Genomic DNA, 20,664 nt, shown 5'->3' on the forward strand with positions numbered 1-20,664 from the left:
AAAATGTACAAAAAGATGCGTATTATAGTACTAGATTCATAGTATATACGGCGAATAGAATTACGCGCTGAAAGGAGCTTTTGACTGTGGAAGTTTTACGACAGCTTGTGTCGCAAGATAAACATATTACATCATTTTTACAGGAGATTCAGAGCGGTCATACTGCATCACAGCTTATTACAGGATTAACAGGAACCGCACGCCCGGTAATGGTCGATGCGTTATTTGAATATGTAAAAAAACCAATCTATATTGTATCCCCTAATCTATTGCAAGCACAAAAAATGGCCGACGAGCTTGCAGGACTTTTAGGTGAAGAACATGTTTACTATTACCCTGCTGATGAATTTATTGCGGCAGATTTATCCGTTGCTTCTCCAGAGTTACGTGCTGAACGTATCGCAACACTTGATAGCCTAGCTAGAGGCGAAAAAGCTGTTTATGTGATACCAGTTGCGGGCTTACGTAAAATGATGCAGCCTAAGGAGCATTGGCTACAATATTTTTTACAAACAGCAGTAGGCGAGGATATTCGCACTGAGGAGTGGCTACAAACATTAGTAGAGATAGGCTATATACGTAATTCAATGGTGACAACACCAGGTGAATTTGCTCTGCGTGGTGGCATATTAGATATTTATCCACCATATTTAGAGTCGCCTATTCGTATTGAGTTATTTGATACTGAAGTTGATTCGATTCGAACATTTTCCGCAGATGATCAAAGGTCCATTGATAAATTGCAAAAAGTTCGGATTCTACCGGCGTCAGAAGTTATTTTAACGAAGAAAGAAAGAATGGCATTGGCAAGTCGTTTAGAAGCTGCATTAGCGACAAGCTTAAAGAAGGTCAAAAAACAGGAGACAAAGGAACTACTGTATCAGCATATTCAATATGATATTGAAATGTTGCAACAGGGCAATCTACCAGACTATGTAAACAAATATGGTTCGTTATTGTATGAGAAAACAGCTTATTTAGGTGATTATTTTGCACATGATGGAATTGTGTTATTTGATGAGCTTGGACGTATTCAGGAGGTTATGGATGCCTGGGAACGAGAAGAGGACGAATGGTTTTTATCATTAATCGAAGAAGGAAAAATGGTGCATGATGTAAAGCCAGCCTTTTATTTAAAAGAAATTTTAGCAATGCTGTCGCAGCAAAAACTATATTTTTCATTATTTTCTCGGACATTTTCAGGTGTAACCTTTAATAAGACAGCGAACTTTTCTTGTAAGCCAATGCAGCAATTTCATGGACAAATGTCACTGTTACAGAGTGAGGTAGAACGCTGGCTTCTTGGTAAATTTACGGTATTAATTGTTGCGAGAGACAAAGAACGTGTGAAACGCGTTCAGCAAATGCTTGAGGAATATGATATTCATACGACAATTGGTGAGCCAACAGAGCCGGGGATGTATATTGTAGATGGTACATTGTCTAGTGGCTTTGAATTACCTCTCCAACGTCTGGCAATTGTGACAGAGGATGAACTTTTTAAGCAGCAAGCGAAGAAAAAAGCACGTCCTCAAAAAATGACGAATGCCGAACGAATTAAAAGTTATACAGAAATTAAACCTGGTGACTATGTTGTACATGTACATCATGGTATTGGGAAATATATTGGTGTAGAGACATTAGAGGTCAATGGTACACATAAAGATTACTTACACATTCGCTACCGTGCAGACGATAAATTATATGTACCTGTAGAGCAAATAGATTTAATTCAAAAATATGTGGCATCTGAGGACCGTGAACCGAAGCTACATAAACTAGGTGGAGCAGAGTGGAAAAAGGCTAAAGCAAAGGTTTCCTCTGCTGTGCAAGATATTGCAGATGATTTAATTAAGTTATATGCAAAACGTGAAGCGGAGAGGGGGCATGCGTTTACACTTGACAATGATGATCAGCGCATTTTTGAGGCTTCATTCCCTTATGAAGAAACAGAGGATCAGCTACGTTCAATCATTGAAGTAAAACGTGATATGGAGCGTGAACGTCCTATGGATCGCCTTGTATGTGGTGACGTTGGCTATGGTAAAACGGAGGTGGCCATTCGCGCGGCATTTAAAGCAATTCAAGATGGTAAGCAGGTAGCATTTCTTGTACCAACAACGATTTTAGCCCAGCAGCATTACGAAACGATCCGTGAACGATTCCAAGATTTCGCTATTAATGTAGGTCTCTTATCTCGTTTCCGTACGAAAAAAGAGCAAACAGCAACATTAAAAGGTTTAAAGGAAGGGCAAGTTGATATTGTGATCGGCACACACCGAATTTTATCGAAAGATTTAATATTCCAGGATCTTGGACTGCTTATTGTTGATGAAGAGCAACGCTTTGGTGTTACACACAAGGAAAAAATTAAACAACTAAAAACCAATGTCGATGTATTAACGTTAACGGCTACTCCAATCCCAAGAACGCTGCACATGTCGATGGTAGGCGTTCGTGATTTATCGGTTATTGAAACGCCACCTGCAAACCGCTTCCCTGTACAAACGTATGTAATGGAGCATAGTGGTGCATTAGTGCGAGAGGCAATTGAAAGAGAAATGGCACGTGGAGGGCAAGTATTCTATCTATACAATCGTGTAGAGGATATGGCGAGAAAGGTCGATGAAATTCAAATGCTTGTTCCAGAAGCACGCATAGGACATGCACATGGCAAAATGACAGAATCTGAATTAGAATCTGTGATACTAGCCTTTTTAGAAGGTGACTACGATGTGCTTGTAACGACAACTATTATCGAAACAGGCGTTGATATACCAAACGTGAATACACTGATTGTTCACGATGCTGACCGAATGGGCTTAGCACAGCTTTACCAATTGCGTGGACGTGTTGGACGTTCGAATAGGGTGGCGTATGCGTACTTTATGTATCAACGCGATAAAGTTCTTACAGACGTGGCAGAGCAACGATTACAAGCAATTAAAGAATTTACTGAGCTTGGATCAGGCTTTAAAATTGCTATGCGTGATTTATCCATTCGTGGTGCTGGTAACTTGCTTGGAGCACAGCAGCACGGCTTTATTGATTCCGTCGGGTTCGACTTATATTCGCAAATGCTACAGGAAGCAATTGAAGAGCGCCAAACAGGAGTGAAAAAGGAAGAAAAGTCTGATATTGAAATTTTATTGGGTATCGATGCATATATTCCAGATGCATACATTCCTGATGGCTATCAAAAAATCCAGATGTATAAACGTATTAAGGCCATGGATCAAGTGGAGGAATACGGCGAAATCATGGAGGAATTAGAGGATCGCTTTGGTGATCTTCCGATTGAAACAGAGCGTTTACTGAGGATTGCCCGTATGAAGGTATGGGGCCTAAGTGTAGGTGTAATGTCTGTGAAAGATAAGCAAAAAGTTATCACTATTTTGTTGTCTGAAGAAGGTACAGCCAATGTCGATGGAAGTAAGATAGTGGAACAATCCATGAAATTTGAACGTGCCGTCGGTTTTGGTATGGATGGCATGCAATTGAAATTAACCATTGATGAACGAAAGTGTGGAAAATATCAGCCATTTGATATTTTAGAAGAAATGATGCAAATTATTGCAGATGCAAAAAAACAACAACAATAGAAGAAAAGCTGATCTTATCTCTTAAGGATAATGATCAGCTTTTTTAGTATCCCCAAAAGAGGCTAAAAATTGTTAGCGTGAAATGTCGTCTATTATCGCGTAATAAATTTTTTCAATAATCATTTATAGAAATTTGTTCCTTGGTTAATCTAAGATAAGTTGATGGAAATATAAATTCTACATGCTAAAAGCATTTAAAGCACACTTGCTTAGGTTTTATGAAAAATATTGTTGGCTGTGAAATCCTTTTTCTTCAGATTTTGCATAGATTGCATCATTAAAAACCATACTATAGTTGAATAAAAATTTCATTGTAGCGAAAGCGAGGCATTAAGAATGAAAGCAACAGGGATTGTTCGTCGTATTGATGATTTAGGGCGTGTGGTTATTCCAAAAGAAATTCGTAGGACGCTACGTATTCGTGAGGGTGATCCGCTTGAAATTTATACAGACCGTGAAGGTGAGGTCATTTTAAAGAAATATTCTCCAATTAATGATTTAGGGGAATTTGCAAGGGAATATGTAGAAACATTGTATGAAACACTTGGTACCCCTGCGTTTGTAACAGACCGAGATGAAGTAATAGCTGTAGCAGGAATCGGTAAGAAAGAGTACATTAATCGTCGTATTACATCCTTTGCAGAAGGTTTTATGGACGAGCGTTCAACAAAGATAGAGAAGATGGAAACAACTATCGAGATTGTTCCAGGACAATATGAGCAAGTAAAGTCATATTGCGCAACACCTATTATGGTAAATGGCGATCCAATTGGCTGTATTATCGTTTTATCGAAGGTACATTTTGTCGGTGAGGTTGAAGTAAAAGTTGTAGAGACAGCTGCTAACTTCTTAGCTAAACAAATGAATGGTTGATGAAAATTTAAAGTTATTGCGCGGACCTTTTTTAGGCTGAACAATAACTTTTTTTCGTACATAGCTTTATGTCAATGTTAAAGGTGGTGCTATCGGGCGCGTCAAACTTTTGAGATGTGCTATACTATTGGCATTGTTAAAGAAGGAAAGAGGGCAATTTATGTCGGAACGATTTGGCATGAAAAACTACATGAAGGGCGCCGCTTTACTTACAATTGCTGCTCTTATTGTGAAAGTTCTTAGTGCAATTTATCGTGTGCCTTTTCAAAATCTTGTAGGCGATGAAGGTTTTTATATTTACCAACAAGTGTATCCAATTATTTCAATTTTCGTTGTATGGACATCTAGTGGCTTTGCAGTAGCTATTTCTAAAATGCTCGCGGATAATGATAGCATTTTAGATCCACTGGAGCGGAATCAGAAACGAAACGATATTATGCGTATTGTTTTTCGATATCTAACAATACTATCGTTGCTGTTTTTTGCTATTTTATTTGGTGGTGCTGACATGCTTGCACGTTTCATGGGCGATACTCTACTCGCACCTTTAATACGTACTGGTTCATTCATAGTACTCATAATGCCGGCCTTTTCTGTGCTAAAGGGAAGCTTTCAATCGAGAGGTATTATGGAACCTATTGCCTATGCACAAGTCATTGAGCAAGCTGTGAGAGTATCTGTCATTTTAGCAGGAACATTTATGATTATGGCAACGACAAAATCATTATATGGTACTGGGCAAATGGCTATTATTGGTACGGTAGTTGGCGAAATTGTAGGATTTATATTGTTAGCGTTTATCTTTAAAAAACGATTTGGTCTATCTAAAGACAAGCAACAACAGCAGCGTATCGCAGGCCTTCCTATTATTAAAGAGGTAACATTGCTAAGCTTAAGTGTAAGTATGAGTGGTCTATTGTTACTTGGCTACCAACTAGTTGATTCCTTTACTATTTATTCCCTATTAATAGAAAATGGAATGGATCAGACAATAGCTAAGGAAACAAAAGGCATTTATGATCGTGGGCAACCCTTGGTACAGCTTGGTGTTGTCATTGCTTCTTCACTTTCACTTGCTATTGTGCCTCTTGTCGCACATATGTCCAAGAAACAGGAAGGCCGTAGTGCAATTCCGTTTATACAACTAACATATAGAGCGTCTGTATTATTTGGTTGGGCCGCATCGCTAGGTTTAATACTCGTTATGCCTTATATTAATGCGATGCTCTTTAAAACAGATGTATTGTCTGAAGTACTTATGGTATATGTACTACAAATTGTTCCTTTGTCTATTATTTTGACATTTACAGCTATTCTGCAAGGCTATGGAAAGTTAAAAAAGCCGGCTTTATTTTTAATTGTAGGCTTTATTTTAAAAATAATATTAAATGTGATGACGATTAGTTTGTTTGGTGTATTAAGTGCGGCAATAGCAAACAATGTGGGGCTTTTGTTCACTGCACTAATGCTTGTATTTTATTTAAAGAAAATGACTACTATACAATTAGCACCAGCAAGTTTTTACAAAAAAGTTGGAATAGCCTCATTAAGCATGACCGCTGTAGTAATAATTTGGCTACAGTTTGCACCAGAGTTGTTAAACCAATTTTTATCAACACGGTTAGTAGCAGTAATAGCAGGTTTTACAGCTGTGTGTTTAGGTGCGTTTGTAATGATTACAGTAATTGCTAAGCTACGAGTGCTAGCAGAAAAAGAGTGGTATTTACTGCCGTTTGGTCGTAGAATGGCTGTTTATCAATTATGGTTAAATCGGAAGAAGTAGGTGGATTGATTGAATACTTTAACAGTTATAGGTTTAGGAGCGGGTGATTTTGATCAGCTGCAAATGGGCGTTTATAAAAAATTAAAGGCAGCTAAAAAATTATATGTTCGTACAGTGGATCATCCTGTATTAGAAGAATTATCAGCAGAAGGCTTACAGTTTGAAAGCTTTGATGCAGTTTATGAGAAACATAATTCATTCCAGCCAGTGTATGAGGAAATTGCAGAAAGGCTTATGGCAGCTGCGAAAATTGATGATGTAATGTACGCTGTACCAGGACACCCGCTTGTAGCGGAGCAGACTGTACAATTACTTATTGCTGCGACGGATGAGAGAAAAGTAAATTTAGTCATTGAAGGTGGGCAAAGCTTCTTAGATCCAATCTTTGGCGCGTTGAAAATCGATCCAATTGAGGGCTTTCAATTACTTGATGGCACTAGCTTTTCTATGCATGACATCAATATGCGTCAACATATTTTAATAGCCCAAGTATATGATACTTTCAGCGCATCTGAAGTAAAGCTAACGTTGATGGAGAAATACGATGATGAATACCCTATTACAGTTGTTACAGCAGCAGGTTCATCACAGGAAAAAATAGTGACAGTACCACTTTATGAGCTCGATCAAAGTGTTGAGGTGAACAATTTAACAACGGTTTATGTGCCACCTGTGAAATCGCAAGAAGAGGCATTACGTGACTGGACAACGTTCCGTCAAATTATTGCTACTTTACGAGGTCCAAATGGATGTCCGTGGGATCAAAAGCAAACACATGAGTCATTGAAAAAATATTTACTCGAAGAAGCACATGAGTATTTAGCGGCTGTGGATGCAGAGGATGACTTTGCTATGATAGAGGAGCTTGGGGATGTATTATTACAAGTATTCTTACATGCACAAATCGGAGAAGATCAAGGCTACTTTTCACTGGAAGATGTTGTAGCCTCTATTAGTGAAAAAATGATTCGACGCCATCCACATGTATTTGGAGATGTATCGGTGGAAGATGCAGAGGGTGTTGTAGCCAATTGGGAAGCTATAAAAGTACTGGAAAAAGGTAAGAGTGATGAGCCATTATTGGAAGAAGAATATCGGGCATCCTCTGCACTACAAACAGCTTATAATTATCAAAAAAGAGCTGCCGAAGTAGGGTTTGACTGGCCAGATGTGGATGGTGCATGGGATAAGTTTGCAGAAGAATGGCAGGAATTTCGTAACGAGGTGACGAAAGGTTCAAATGCGTCACGTCTTGATGAATTTGGAGATGTATTGTTCACACTTGTTAATTTAGCACGTTTCTATAAACTATCTCCAGAAGAGGCGATGTTACATGCAAATGAGAAATTTGCGAGACGCTTTGGTTATGTGGAAGCAAAGGTAAAAGAAAGTGGAAAGCTTTTTTCTACTTATACGTTAGAACAATTAGATGCTTTCTGGAATGAAGCGAAGCTGTTAGAAAAGGAGTAAAAATATGCGATTAGATAAGTTTTTAAAGGTATCACGTTTAATTAAGCGTCGTACATTAGCAAAAGAAGTGGCAGACCAAGGTCGTATTACAATAAACGGTAAGGTAGCAAAAGCTAGTAGTTCTGTTAAAGCTAGTGACGAGCTTGCCATTCGTTTTGGGCAAAAAATCGTAACAGCACGTGTTGAAGAATTACGTGATACTGTGAAAAAAGAAGATGCAGCAAAAATGTTTACAATTTTGAAAGAAGAACGTTTGGATAAAATTGAGCCTGAATTTATCGATGACGAGGACTAATTTAACTTCTTTCAGTGCAACCACAAAGCCGATTCCGGACGCAATTATGCCGAGGCATAATTGATTTTTGGAATTGCATGTACGTCTTTAAGTCTCTCTAACAATAGTCTCGGAGTCTTCTGAAGTTATCACTTAACTTCCGTGACAAGTGCTGATGAAAGATAAAAGTACGGCAACTTTTTATAAAGTTGTCATGCTTTTAAGGTTGTCCGCATAAAGTGAACAGAAGATAGGACGACTAAAGGAGGAAAAAAATGACGCTACATCAAGAAAGTAATCGTTACACAATTCCATCTGGAGAGCATATTTTAACGATTCGTAATCGTAAAAGAATGGACATGACTTCTGTAAAATCAATTGAACGCTTTGATCAGGAAGAGTTTTTCATTAAGACGTCCCAAGGGCATTTGTTAATCCGCGGAGAGGAACTGCATATCGTTCATTTAGATGTTGACAAAGGGTTATTGACACTTGAAGGAACTGTAAAAACCTTGCAGTATGACGAAGAGGAAAGTGGCTTCTCGAAAGGTTTCCTTCATAAGTTATTTGGATGATTGTTAGTGAACAATTTGTTCAGCTATTAGTCATGGTTTTGAGCGGTATAGCAGTTGGTTTCATTATTGATAGTGTAAGGCTTATTGTTTATTCAACCCCAAAAAGATCAAGCCTTCGAAGGTGGATGATGGTATTTGAATTATTCACTTGGATTCTACTTGGAGGACTAACATACTGTTTATTATTTTGGCTGAAAGATGGCGCTTGGCGGGCTTATGACCCGCTAGCGCAAATTGCCGGGATTTTTTTGTATCAAACATTTTTTCAAACTTTTTTACGTTTCGTCGCAAAGATTGTGGTAAATATAACATGGAGACCCTTCTGGTTCATCGTAGGATTAATAGTTGCTATAATTCGACAAATTTTGCAAATATTAATAAATATCGGGGCATTTATTTTAAGACCTTTTGTCAAAATTTATTCGTATTTGTCCTACACTTTTCTAAAAAAACTTCGATATATCAAGTATAATAAAAGACAACAATAATTTTCGGAGGTGCGGGCATGAGTAGACGTCATTCATCAAATGATGGCCAACAAAACTTTACTAAACTTGATAATGACTATGTCCGTAACACGGATAAAGCTATAAATCATAAAATACAATCGCGGAAACGGAAAATGCGCCGTATTGTCTTTTTTGCGATTATGCCAGTCGTTATTATCGCTTTTCTGTTGAATATTCTTTTGCATCAAAATGAAACACTAGCTGCAAAAGAGAAGAAAATGGACGAAGCAAATCAGCATCTATCTGTATTAAAAGAAGAGCACGATTCATTAAAACTTAAAATTAAACAATTAGAAGATGATGAATACATCGCAAAGCTATTACGCAAAGAATACTTCTTATCTGAAGAAGGTGAAATTATTTTCATTATACCGGATAAGAAAGATAAAAAAGATAAAAAAGACGACTGAAAAGCTATGTATTGTTGACACTCTTTTTTTGTTATATATAATTAAAAGAGAAACTTATTGCAGTAAAAAGTTTGATTAAATTGATTACATGACTCAAATGAGTTGCTTAATTTTTAAGGAGGAGCATTTTTTTTATGTCAATTGAAGTAGGCAGCAAGGTACAAGGTAAAGTAACAGGGATCACAAATTTTGGAGCATTCGTTGAGCTACCAGATGGTAAAACAGGCTTAGTACACATCAGTGAAGTTGCTGACAATTATGTAAAAGATATCAATGAGCATCTAAAAGTTGGAGATGAAGTTGAAGTAAAAGTGATGAATGTTGAAGCGGACGGAAAGATTGGTCTTTCAATCCGTAAAGCAAAGCCTCAAGCTGAGAGACCAGAGCGTCCAGCGCGTCCACGTCGTGACAATCGTTCTAATGATCGAAACGAGCGCCATCAGCCAAAAGAGAATTTTGAGCAAAAAATGGCACGTTTCTTAAAAGATAGTGATGAACGTCTAACAACGCTTAAACGTGCTACAGAATCAAAACGCGGTGGTCGCGGTGCTAGAAGAGGGTAGTTTGCTGACTGTTTTAATTGTAGAAAAAGTGTATGAAATAGAGTTGGGATTAGCTTTTAAATAAAGCTAATCCCTTTTTAAATTAGTTAAATAATACAACTCTCGATGATTCAAAAAAAGATACCAAACGTTTCATCTAGCAGAGTAGTTAGTTTGGGGTAAAACGACAGGGCAACTACAGGAGGATTCAATATCCTCTATTGCAACTCCTGAAGGGCATCCATACACGATAAATTGAAGAATACTGATCCTCTTACAATGTGGATGCAGGTCTTTTTTTCTTTTTAGGAGCTGATACAGTAGCTTGATCAGTAGCTGTTTCTGAAGATTTTTCAGCTGGATTAATAACCATTTTGACAAGTAAAAACACACCATAAACACTAACGACCAGCCCAGTGAGGAGTAGAAATATTTGTACAACGAATGGTAAATTAATAAGAATGGATATGAGAATAATCATAGAGCCACTACCACAAATTAAAGCTGTTTTTGTTAATGAACCCACAGGATTAACCTCCTAGTTAACAACATTGTTTTCATTATTAGTATGCCATATTTTTTGTAGGTAAACATAGTAAAAAAATATGAGTAATTACTTCAGTTCTAGTATGTAAGTTGATTAAAAAGCTGGTACATGACCTTTTCTATCAAAAAATAGGCGCCTCAGAAACAATTCTGAGACGCCTATTTGAGATGACCCCTACGGGATTCGAACCCGTGTTACCGCCGTGAAAGGGCGGTGTCTTAACCACTTGACCAAGGGGCCTACTATGGTGGCGGCCGAGGGGATCGAACCCCCGACCTTACGGGTATGAACCGTACGCTCTAGCCAGCTGAGCTAGGCCGCCATTAAATTTATGGAGCGGAAGACGAGGTTCGAACTCGCGACCCCCACCTTGGCAAGGTGGTGTTCTACCACTGAACTACTTCCGCTTGTTTTAAACAACAAGTTAAATAATACAAGCCATTGTTACTAGTGTCAAGTAGTTTTATGAAAAAAATAATAAAAATGTGTGGTAGTAAGGAAATTTAAATTGTTTAAAGATTTGCTAATAAAAAGAGGGAGTATTATCTTTTGATAGCTCATCACCATAACGTGTGGTTGTTTTCCTTTCTGACTAGGTGCTTTCCTGGGGGTGGGGGCAAACCCGATGTTAGTCACGAAGGCGTTATCACAGGACGTAATGTTTTTAGCCTCCGTTCCCCTTTTTGCTTCGTTGCAGGGTCTCATCTGTGACGCTGTGATCTGATCCCCAAGAAGTTATGCTGTAGCATAATTGAATTAGTGACGAGCGTTCTTGATGGGAAATTTATCAAACTTTTTGTTCTTAAGTAGAAAAGTAATTAGCCTGACTACTGATTATAGTATTTATGACGAAAAAGGGAGTACCAGTCCATGAAAAAGAAAGGGTGAAAGGGCACTAGAGCTCTCATGACATAGTTTTCGTAAAGCATCTTATGTAACAAAAGTAAAATAGAATTGTGGGAATTTTACGTAATTTAAAGACAGATTACATAGAAAGAGATGTTTCTAATCTTGTGCCGTTTATAGTTTTGTAGAAATTGCTGCCATTTCTCGTATTTATGCATATGTATTCGTCGAAATGTTTATATTTTTTTCTGTCATCGTCAGACAATCTTTCCACACATAATTTCTTATAATAGCCAAAAGTGCAGGAAGGGGATAGTGAAATGACAAGTATTGAGTGGTATGACACAGCGAGTGTAACCGACCAAAAATTAGGAGCAAAGAAAAGGCAATTGCTTATAGGCTCTCTATTTTTTCTAACATCCTTTTTTTTAGCTCAGTCTGTTGTATTTGAAGCGGCCGTACCTTTCTCGGTTCCTTTTTGGGCAATAATACGAACAAAGTATAAAGAATATGCCCAGTATGTGTTGTTTGGAAGCTTGATAGGATGTTTTTTCCTTGGCTTTGGACAGGTTCTCATTTTAGCGTTGCAAATCGTTTTGTATGAATGTATCATGCGCTTCCGTTATTGGCGGCTACCACAAAGTATTGCAGTCTCATTGGCAGTACTGCTTGTACAAATAATGTGGCAGGGGGTCATGTATCAGGGCTTACCACCAGTCCTTGTGCAATTTTATGTAGGCTGTGAAGCAGCTTTAGCGCTAATAATGACACTATTTATGCAAGTATTGTTTGTCAATTCCTATGAATGGTTTACGAGCCATTGGACATATGAAAAGCTTGGCTCTGGATTAGTCGTATTCGCTGCCATGCTTACAGGGATGCAAGCAATTGTAATTGGTTATTTTTCCCTCCCTATTTTTTTATTACAGCTATTCATTTGTTTTGGTGCTTTGGTTGGAAGTGTGCCGTTAGCAACAGTGATTGGAGCGGTGCTTGGAACTCTCATTGGTGTTGCAAAGCTTTCTTTTACAGGTATGTTATCTGTAGCAACTTTAACGGGATTATGTGCCGGTATGGGGGCTCGCGCTGGGAGATTTGGCGTAGCAATCGGCAGTATATTGCCAAGTGTATTTTTTCTATTTTACGATGCAACATTGCCATTAGATAGCGTTTATTTTACATCAATTGCTTTTGGGAGTATTGTGTTTCTGACAATTCCGAAAAAACACTCCGATAAGGTTCGGGACAAGCTGTTTCCTCAGAGAGAGGAGATCTTGCTCGCCCGTCAAAATTGGTTGACAGAGCATGTTACGTATAAACTGGAGCATTTTCAACATTTTGTACAGTTCATGAAGGAACTTGTATTTGAGCGTTTTATGACGGCACCAGTAGAGGTTACGAAGGAAGTATCACCTATGAATACTTGTTTAAGTTGTTTTCGCTATGATCGATGTTGGGGGGCGCAAAATAATGGAATGGACAAGCTCATGACAGATTGGTTTCATATGAAAGGTGTTGGAAAAGAATCTGCAATTCATCGTGTCGAAGAACAAATACGCTATAAGTGTGTGAAATCAACAAAAATTTTCGAAGAATTGGAAACCGAGTTATACAGAGAACGCATTAATGGACAGTATTTTCATGGTAAGAAAATGATTGCTCTCCAACTGCGGGATATGAGTAATCATTTAAATCAGTTAATCGCAGAGATGAAAGAGGAGACTATCTCATTTGTCAGTGTAGAAAAGGACATTAGTCAACGTCTAAAAGATGCACATATTGAATGCTTTCAACTAGATGTACTGAGTAATAAACCAGGGGCGCGGAAAATAGTGTGTGCTTTAGCACCAGCACGTGTTAATTGGGAAGAGGATACGACATTAGCTGAGAGGATGATATTGCCTATTTTATATGATATTTTTGAAGAACCATTTGAAATTGAAAAAGTAGTAGCAAGTGATATACCATTTCGTCACATTCAAGTAAGCTTTAGGTCAGCTATAAGCTTTGAAGTAGAGTATGATATATATAGCATGTCTAAGGATGCGACATTATACTCCGGTGACTCTCATGCACTATTCCAATTACATCCGGGTTTATTTGCAATTTTATTGTCAGATGGTATGGGGCAGAATAAAGAAGCACAACATGAAAGTAGAAAACTAATACATTTAATGCGAGAATGCCTAAATTACAATATGAATCCAGAGACTGCAATGCATACACTGCATTATGTCATGTCTTTAAAACAACAAAACGATATGTATGCAACGCTTGATTTTGCACTTGTCGATTTACAACACGGTGATTTATGGTCGTGGAAGGCTGGAGGAATGTCTACGTATATTTTACGCGGGAAAGAGGTGCTGAAGGTTGAAAGTAATGCGGCACCTGTTGGATTTTTATCTATTTCGGCAGTCGAGGCTGAAAAAAGGAAGCTTAAAGCGGGTGATGTAATTTTAATGCATTCCGATGGGCTATTTTCAAGTGTTGCTGACTGGGACGAGCAGGAAGAGGCGTTTTTAGCCTACGCGCAACAGGTTGCAGGGACTAATAAATCCATACAGGAAAAACTAACAACAATCATGCAGTCTTTCCAATCCTACTACGAAATCGAGGACGATTGCACCGTGTTAATGTTAGAGGTTACCCACGTCGTTCCTACATGGGCAGTGTTTAGACCTGTTCAATATTCTATGAGCCAATCATCATAAATAGTAAACGAAAAGGGGAGGAGAAGCGTTTGTCATTTGAATTAAAGGTCAAATTATTTATTGAAGAAGAGCAATTATTACAGCAAGACGACCATCTTCTCGTCGCCGTTTCGGGTGGAGTAGATTCAATGGCTGTACTCCATTATTTAGTTAAAACGAAAGAGCATTGGGGAATTAAGGTCGAAGCAGTGCATGTTGATCATATGCTAAGAGGTGAAGCATCTGCTGAGGATAGAGCCTTTGTCCAAAAATATTGTGACGAGCATGGAGTATACTTACATGCAAAGGCGATTCCGATACCGGAAATCATGGCTTTAGAAAATGGAAATACACAGCTTATTTGTCGTAGAGAAAGGTATCAATATTTTAAAGAGGTCTTGCAAAAAACAAATGCTAGCAAGCTTGTAACTGCACATCATGCGGACGACCAACTGGAGTCAGTATTAATGGCCCTAACAAAAAATGCAACGATAAACAGTATGCAAGGTATACGCCCACAACGTTTTTTTGAAGGGAAAACATTAATTCGTCCGTTTTTAACGGTTACAAAGTCCGAAATAAGGGAATATTTATTGAAACAAGGTTTGGGTTATCGGGAAGATGCCAGCAATTCTAAAGACACCTATGTACGCAATCGTATGAGACATCATGTAGTTCCTTTATTGGAGGCGGAAAATCCACGAGTGACAGAGCAGGTGACCCATTTTACAAAAAACTTGCAAGAAGACGATGCCTATTTAATGACATTAGCGGAAGATGTATTTTCTAGAACAGTGAAAATAATAGATGGAAATACATATAGCTTGGAAATTGAGGCTTTTCAATTGATACCACTTGCTTTACAAAGGAGGCTCATTTTAATACTATTAAACTATCTTTACAAAGATTCAAATACGATACAAAGTTATGCTTTATTGATTTCAATTTCAAAGCTTTGTGATACAACAGCTGGGTATGCTGAAGTTCACTTGCCAGAAGGTTTTATAGCAGTTCGCCGTTACGGAAAATTAACGATACAGAAGAAAGACCTATTAGAAGGTCAAACTTCTCCTGAGAAAAAAATTATTTCTACTGCTAATGGGTGGACAACACTGACAAATGGTGAACGTTTATGCGTAGTCAAGTTACCTGAGTTATCGTCTGAATTGCTGACGGGTACTGCACAACTTTTTTATTTTAACGCTAACAAACTGAAACTTCCGCTCTGTGTGAGAACACGTAAGGAAGGAGACAGAATGCTGTTAAAAGGAATGGATCAGCCAAAACGCTTATCTCGCCTTTTTATAGATGAAAAGATTCCTTTAAATGAGCGAAATAGCTGGCCGTTACTGATTTCTCAATCTGAAGAGGTCGTAGCGGTAATTGGTGTGCGTATGGGAATGTTTTTTTCAACCACTCCACGACCAAACGATGATACAGTGCTCATCGTAGACTAAGGTCTTTGTAAAATATTTCACCCTAAAGGTTGAAGATTTATTGATACACACGAGGAGGAATCGATATGTTACAAAATGACATCGAGAAAATTATGATTACAGAAGAGCAATTGCAAGAAAGAATCTCTGAGTTAGGGGCACAATTAACAGAGGAATACAAAGATGCGTTCCCATTGGCTGTTGGTGTACTTAAAGGGGCGATGCCTTTTATGACGGATCTGATGAAGCGTTTTGATTCTTTCATTGAGTTAGACTTTATGGATGTTTCTAGCTATGGTAATGCTACAGTTTCATCTGGCGAAGTTAAGATTTTAAAGGATTTAAATACAAGCGTTGAAGGGCGTGACGTATTAATTATCGAAGACATTATTGATAGTGGCTTAACTTTAAGCTATTTAGTAGACCTATTTAAATACCGTAAAGCGAAATCCATCAAAATCGTTACATTGTTAGATAAACCATCAGGTCGTAAGGTTAACTTAGAAGCTGACTATGTTGGTTTTGAAGTACCGGATGGCTTTGTTGTAGGATATGGTTTAGATTACGCGGAAAAATATCGTAATTTACCATATATCGGTATCTTAAAGCCAGAAGTCTATTCTTTCTAACAAGCAAGAAGATAACGACAGAACACCAGCTATAAAAAGAAAAGCCTCCAGTGAAGGACACCAGATTTTTAGTATTATCCGAACATAAGTCAAAATTTTGACACATTGTTCAGCTGTGCTGAGATCTTGTAACAGGTACAATTACACTGGGATGTAGTTTGGATATGTCATAAATTATGTTTCAAATTTCGACAAAAATCGAACCAAACTTTTTTTAAGTAGGGCTTTTCGTTGTATGATGAAATCATGATATGTTAAGATTTTACTTATAATTTTTCTGTTTGTAATGAGGAGGCTGGAGATGAATCGAATATTTCGATATACCATATTCTACTTACTGATTTTCCTAGTGATTATCGGTATTTTTGGTACTTTCAATGGTGGCAATGCACCAACGAAAGATTTAACTTATGCAGAGTTTCAAGAAGCTCTAGATAAGAAAGAAATAACAAGTGCTACAATTCAACCTGATAAATCAGTATACATCGTTGAAGGTACACTGAAGGGTTATGAAAAGGGTCAAAGCTTTACAGTCAATATCCCTCGCGATAACCAATCTTTAATGAACCGCATCGATGAGGCTGCTAAGGATAAGAATAGTAATATAAAATATTTAACAGCACCAGAAACAAGTGGATGGATTCAATTCTTTACAGGGATTATTCCTTTCATCATTATCATTTTCTTATTCTTCTTCCTAATGAGCCAATCTCAAGGTGGCGGTAATAAAGTTATGAGCTTTGGTAAAAGTAAAGCTAAACTTTATGATGATCAAAAGAAAAAAGTTCGTTTTACAGATGTAGCAGGTGCTGATGAGGAGAAAGCGGAGCTTGTAGAGGTTGTTGATTTCTTAAAAGACCACCGCAAATTCACTGAAATTGGTGCCCGTATTCCAAAGGGTATCTTACTTGTAGGTCCTCCAGGTACAGGTAAAACATTACTTGCACGTGCAGTAGCGGGAGAAGCGGGCGTACCATTCTTCTCGATTTCAGGTTCTGACTTCGTAGAAATGTTTGTCGGTGTCGGTGCCTCTCGTGTTCGCGACTTATTTGAAAATGCAAAGAAAAACGCACCGTGTATCATCTTTATCGACGAGATTGATGCAGTAGGTCGTCAACGTGGCGCAGGTCTTGGTGGTGGCCATGACGAGCGTGAACAAACACTGAACCAATTGTTAGTTGAAATGGATGGTTTCGGAGCAAACGAAGGTATTATTATTATCGCTGCAACAAACCGCCCAGATATTTTAGATAAAGCGTTATTACGTCCTGGTCGTTTTGACCGACAAATTACAGTAGGACACCCTGATGTAAAAGGTCGTGAAGCTATTCTAAAGGTACATGCTCGCAACAAACCTTTAGCAGATACAGTTGATTTAGCAGCTGTTGCACAACGTACACCAGGTTTCTCAGGTGCCGACTTAGAAAACCTATTAAATGAAGCGGCACTTGTAGCTGCTCGTAAAAGCAAACGTACGATTAACATGGCAGATATCGATGAGGCATCTGACCGAGTAATTGCCGGCCCTGCAAAAGCTAGCCGAGTGTACTCAGCAAAAGAGAAAAAACTTGTATCCTTCCATGAAGCAGGCCACGTTGTTGTTGGTTTAGAGCTAGATGAGGCGGATACAGTACACAAAGTAACAATTGTTCCCCGTGGTCAAGCGGGAGGTTATGCGATTATGTTACCGAAGGAAGAACGTTTCTTCACAACAAAACAAGAGCTGCTAGACCGTATTGCAGGACTTCTTGGTGGTCGTGTAGCAGAGGAAATCGTGCTTGGCGAAGTTTCTACAGGGGCACATAATGACTTCCAAAAGGTAACAAGTATTGCACGTGCTATGGTCACAGAGTATGGTATGAGTGAAAATCTCGGTGCAATGCAATTTGGTTCAAGTCAGGGTGGTAATGTATTCCTTGGTCGTGACTTTAATTCAGATCAAAACTATTCTGATTCAATTGCTTATGAAATTGATAAAGAAATGCAAAAAATTATCGATTCTCAATATGAGCGTACGAAACGAATCCTAACGGAAAGACGTGAATTACTTGATTTAATTGCCAATACATTGATGCAAAAAGAAACATTGAATGCACAAGAAATTGAGCATTTACGTGATCATGGTGTCTTACCGGAACCGGAGGCTGTTGAAACGGCTGGAGAAAAAGCTTCAAAAGCTGAAACACAGCCTATATTAGATATAGTTGGCGAACCAGTTGTTAAGAAAGAATTGCTTAACAATGAACCAAATCCAACGACTGCTGATTTACCAAGAGAAGGTAAAGAGGCAAATGACATGCCAAAAGGTATCGATGAAAAACGCGATTAAAATGAGAAAGACTGTTTGCGATTTTAGTAAACAGTCTTTTTCTTTGCCTTTTTTTAGTATCAGGCATTAGGATATAGATATTATCTTATGCAACTGCGTAAAAATAGATAGGAGTGTTGAAACATGGGAAACGTAACATTGAATAATGGTCTAGAAATGCCGTTTATCGGCTATGGTGTCTTTCGAGTACCTGAAGGAGATGACTTAGCAGAAGCGGTAAAAACAGCTATTGCAAAAGGTTACCGTAGTATTGATACAGCGCAAGTATATCGCAATGAAGAAAGCGTTGGACGAGGAATTCGCACAGCAATTGACGAGGGCTTAGTAACACGAGAAGAACTATTCGTAACATCAAAGGTTTGGAATGATGGACTTTCCTATGAAGAAACACTTGCAGCATATGATAGTAGTTTAAAAAAACTAGGACTAGAATATTTAGATTTATACTTAGTTCACTGGCCAGGTATAGATGCAAACTATATGGATGTTTATAAAGCGCTTGAAAAGATTTATCAGGATGGACGAGTACGCTCAATCGGTGTTAGTAATTTCCATGTGCATCATTTAGAAAAATTATTGAAGGAAGCAACAGTTGTTCCTGTCATTAATCAAATTGAATTTCATCCACACTTAACTCAAGAAAAAGTGCGTGCATATTGCAAGGAAAAAGGAATACAGGTAGAAGCGTGGTCCCCACTGATGAATGGTGCTTTATTGGAAGAAGCTTTGATACAGCAGCTAGCTTCTAAGTATAGCAAAACGCCTGCTCAAATAGTGTTACGCTATGATGTTCAGCACAGTGTGGTAACGATTCCCAAAACAATGACTCCAGCACGTATGACAGAGAATCTAAATGTCTTTAACTTTGCGTTAACAGAAGAGGAAATGGTTCAACTAGACGCACTAAATGATGGATTACGTTGTGGTCCGGATCCAGAAAAATTCAATTTTAAATAATGTCTAAGGAGCTACTTTATAAGAGGGTAGCTCCCTTTTTAAAGTGAGTATGAATGCTGTTTTATAGAATAAAAAGTATGGTATCATTTTCTAAAGTGTTTTAACTTCTTTCAGCAAAAGTTTTATGTTACGTAAGTGAAACGACAGTTACAGACGTCTCCCACCTATTTAGGTGGTGAGATGAATGCAGGTTTAGTTTGCTTTTCATCAGGTGCCCAAACACCTGCTGAAAGAAGCTAAGCCTCCGGCGGATGTCACGGAATCGGAAAGGAGTTCTTTGTGCAAGCACAAAGCCGAATCCGGACGCAATTATGCCGAGGCATAATTGATCTTTATTTCATCTACATAGTATAGTTGTATCAAATGCATAGCGACGGTTACAATTACGGTGAGGTGTAATAAATAGGGAGGTGTCAACCGTGATTTTAGTTTTAGATGCAGGGAATTCAAATATCGTTTTAGGTGTCTATGATGACAACGATCAATTAGCCTTCCATTGGCGTATGGTGACAGACCTTCACAAAACAGAAGATGAATACGCAATGCAAGTATTGTCTTTCTTTAATCATGCAGGCATTTCATTTGAACAGGTTACTGGCATTATTATATCCTCGGTTGTACCACCTTTAATGTTTTCGTTAGAAGCGATGTGTCAAAAGTATTTCCGTAAAAAGCCGCTTGTTGTAGGACCGGGTGTGAAAACAGGTCTGAATATTAAGTATGAAAACCCACGCGAAGTTGGCTCGGACCGTATAGTGAATGCTATTGCAGCACTTGATGCTTATAAGGCACCATTAATTATTGTTGATTTTGGTACCGCTACAACATATTGTTACTTAAATGAAAAAGGGGATTATATGGGTGGCGCTATCGCTCCGGGTATTTCAATTTCTACAGAGGCGCTATATACACAGGCAGCTAGGTTGCCACGTATTGAAATACTGCGATCTACGCATATTGTAGGGAAAACAACCGTTTCAGCAATGCAGGCAGGTATTTTTTATGGCTTTGTTGGACAAGTAGAGGGAATTGTTAATCGTATGAAAGCACAAAGTAAGGAAGAGCCATTGGTGATTGCTACTGGCGGATTAGCAAACTTAATTGCTGGGGAGACACAAGCTATTGATGTAGTTGACCCGTTTTTAACATTAAAAGGTTTATATAAGCTATATAAACGCAATCAATAAGA

At 38.3% G+C, this 20,664-nt stretch carries 16 protein-coding genes and 3 tRNA genes; 15 read left to right on the forward strand and 4 right to left on the reverse strand.

Features of this window, described 5'->3' with window-relative positions:
* Nucleotides 1-86 precede the first annotated feature (86 nt).
* The 9 genes from mfd (at nt 87) to ACIQXF_RS17090 (ending at nt 10,059) form a co-directional block, all read left to right on the forward strand.
* Nucleotides 87-3,602 carry a transcription-repair coupling factor gene (mfd, locus tag ACIQXF_RS17050; protein ID WP_402784996.1) on the forward strand — a complete coding sequence of 1,172 codons (3,516 nt, stop codon included), beginning with the start codon at nt 87-89 and terminating at the stop codon, nt 3,600-3,602.
* 336 nt (nt 3,603-3,938) lie between these two features.
* The gene (spoVT, locus tag ACIQXF_RS17055) at nt 3,939-4,475 is read left to right on the forward strand and encodes a stage V sporulation protein T (RefSeq protein ID WP_402784998.1); all 537 of its coding nucleotides are present in this window, start codon (nt 3,939-3,941) and stop codon (nt 4,473-4,475) included.
* A gap of 160 nt (nt 4,476-4,635) precedes the next feature.
* Complete coding sequence (locus tag ACIQXF_RS17060) at nt 4,636-6,258, forward strand: putative polysaccharide biosynthesis protein (protein WP_402785000.1); 1,623 nt, start codon at nt 4,636-4,638, stop codon at nt 6,256-6,258.
* Between the two features lie 9 nt (nt 6,259-6,267).
* Nucleotides 6,268-7,728 carry a bifunctional methyltransferase/pyrophosphohydrolase YabN gene (yabN, locus tag ACIQXF_RS17065; protein WP_402785002.1) on the forward strand — a complete coding sequence of 487 codons (1,461 nt, stop codon included), beginning with the start codon at nt 6,268-6,270 and terminating at the stop codon, nt 7,726-7,728.
* Nucleotides 7,729-7,732: 4 nt separating this feature from the next.
* A complete protein-coding gene (locus ACIQXF_RS17070; RefSeq protein WP_402785004.1) occupies nt 7,733-8,023 on the forward strand; it encodes an RNA-binding S4 domain-containing protein in 291 nt (96 codons plus the stop codon).
* Between the two features lie 254 nt (nt 8,024-8,277).
* Nucleotides 8,278-8,577: a sporulation protein YabP gene (gene yabP / locus ACIQXF_RS17075; RefSeq protein WP_004229167.1), complete on the forward strand. Its 300-nt coding sequence runs from the start codon at nt 8,278-8,280 to the stop codon at nt 8,575-8,577.
* Nucleotides 8,574-9,065, forward strand: coding sequence for a spore cortex biosynthesis protein YabQ (yabQ, locus tag ACIQXF_RS17080; protein ID WP_402785006.1), 492 nt, complete (start codon nt 8,574-8,576; stop codon nt 9,063-9,065). The genes yabP and yabQ overlap by 4 nt, the downstream gene beginning before the upstream one ends.
* A 17-nt stretch (nt 9,066-9,082) precedes the next feature.
* Nucleotides 9,083-9,496 carry an FtsB family cell division protein gene (locus ACIQXF_RS17085; protein WP_402785008.1) on the forward strand — a complete coding sequence of 138 codons (414 nt, stop codon included), beginning with the start codon at nt 9,083-9,085 and terminating at the stop codon, nt 9,494-9,496.
* A gap of 134 nt (nt 9,497-9,630) precedes the next feature.
* The gene (locus ACIQXF_RS17090) at nt 9,631-10,059 is read left to right on the forward strand and encodes a S1 domain-containing RNA-binding protein (protein ID WP_402785010.1); all 429 of its coding nucleotides are present in this window, start codon (nt 9,631-9,633) and stop codon (nt 10,057-10,059) included.
* Between the two features lie 253 nt (nt 10,060-10,312).
* Here the strand turns inward: ACIQXF_RS17090 and ACIQXF_RS17095 are convergent, their stop codons facing one another.
* The 4 genes from ACIQXF_RS17095 to ACIQXF_RS17110 form a co-directional block, all read right to left on the reverse strand.
* The gene (locus ACIQXF_RS17095) at nt 10,313-10,564 is read right to left on the reverse strand and encodes a hypothetical protein (RefSeq protein ID WP_402785011.1); all 252 of its coding nucleotides are present in this window, start codon (nt 10,562-10,564) and stop codon (nt 10,313-10,315) included.
* 189 nt (nt 10,565-10,753) lie between these two features.
* A tRNA-Glu gene (locus ACIQXF_RS17100) sits at nt 10,754-10,825 on the reverse strand.
* A gap of 5 nt (nt 10,826-10,830) precedes the next feature.
* A tRNA-Met gene (locus ACIQXF_RS17105) sits at nt 10,831-10,907 on the reverse strand.
* Nucleotides 10,908-10,917: 10 nt separating this feature from the next.
* Nucleotides 10,918-10,992: transfer RNA gene (locus ACIQXF_RS17110), tRNA-Gly, on the reverse strand.
* A gap of 759 nt (nt 10,993-11,751) precedes the next feature.
* Between ACIQXF_RS17110 and ACIQXF_RS17115 the strand changes: the two genes are divergently transcribed.
* The 6 genes from ACIQXF_RS17115 to ACIQXF_RS17140 all read left to right on the forward strand — a co-directional run bounded on the left by ACIQXF_RS17115 (nt 11,752) and on the right by ACIQXF_RS17140 (nt 20,662).
* Nucleotides 11,752-14,145 carry a SpoIIE family protein phosphatase gene (locus ACIQXF_RS17115; RefSeq protein ID WP_402785013.1) on the forward strand — a complete coding sequence of 798 codons (2,394 nt, stop codon included), beginning with the start codon at nt 11,752-11,754 and terminating at the stop codon, nt 14,143-14,145.
* Between the two features lie 29 nt (nt 14,146-14,174).
* Nucleotides 14,175-15,581, forward strand: coding sequence for a tRNA lysidine(34) synthetase TilS (gene tilS, locus ACIQXF_RS17120; protein ID WP_402785015.1), 1,407 nt, complete (start codon nt 14,175-14,177; stop codon nt 15,579-15,581).
* 65 nt (nt 15,582-15,646) lie between these two features.
* Entirely contained in the window at nt 15,647-16,189 is a 543-nt protein-coding gene (gene hpt, locus ACIQXF_RS17125; RefSeq protein ID WP_402785017.1) for a hypoxanthine phosphoribosyltransferase, read from the forward strand.
* A 301-nt stretch (nt 16,190-16,490) separates the two neighbouring features.
* On the forward strand, nt 16,491-18,518 hold the full coding sequence (gene ftsH, locus ACIQXF_RS17130) for an ATP-dependent zinc metalloprotease FtsH (RefSeq protein WP_402785019.1): 2,028 nt from the start codon (nt 16,491-16,493) through the stop codon (nt 18,516-18,518).
* Nucleotides 18,519-18,641: 123 nt separating this feature from the next.
* Entirely contained in the window at nt 18,642-19,475 is an 834-nt protein-coding gene (locus ACIQXF_RS17135) for an aldo/keto reductase (protein WP_402785021.1), read from the forward strand.
* A 419-nt stretch (nt 19,476-19,894) separates the two neighbouring features.
* Nucleotides 19,895-20,662 carry a type III pantothenate kinase gene (locus ACIQXF_RS17140; protein ID WP_402785023.1) on the forward strand — a complete coding sequence of 256 codons (768 nt, stop codon included), beginning with the start codon at nt 19,895-19,897 and terminating at the stop codon, nt 20,660-20,662.
* The last annotated feature ends 2 nt before the right edge of the window (nt 20,663-20,664 follow it).

Source organism: Lysinibacillus sp. NPDC097231 (assembly GCF_044761885.1).
In the GTDB taxonomy this organism is placed as follows: Bacteria; Bacillota; Bacilli; order Bacillales_A; family Planococcaceae; genus Lysinibacillus.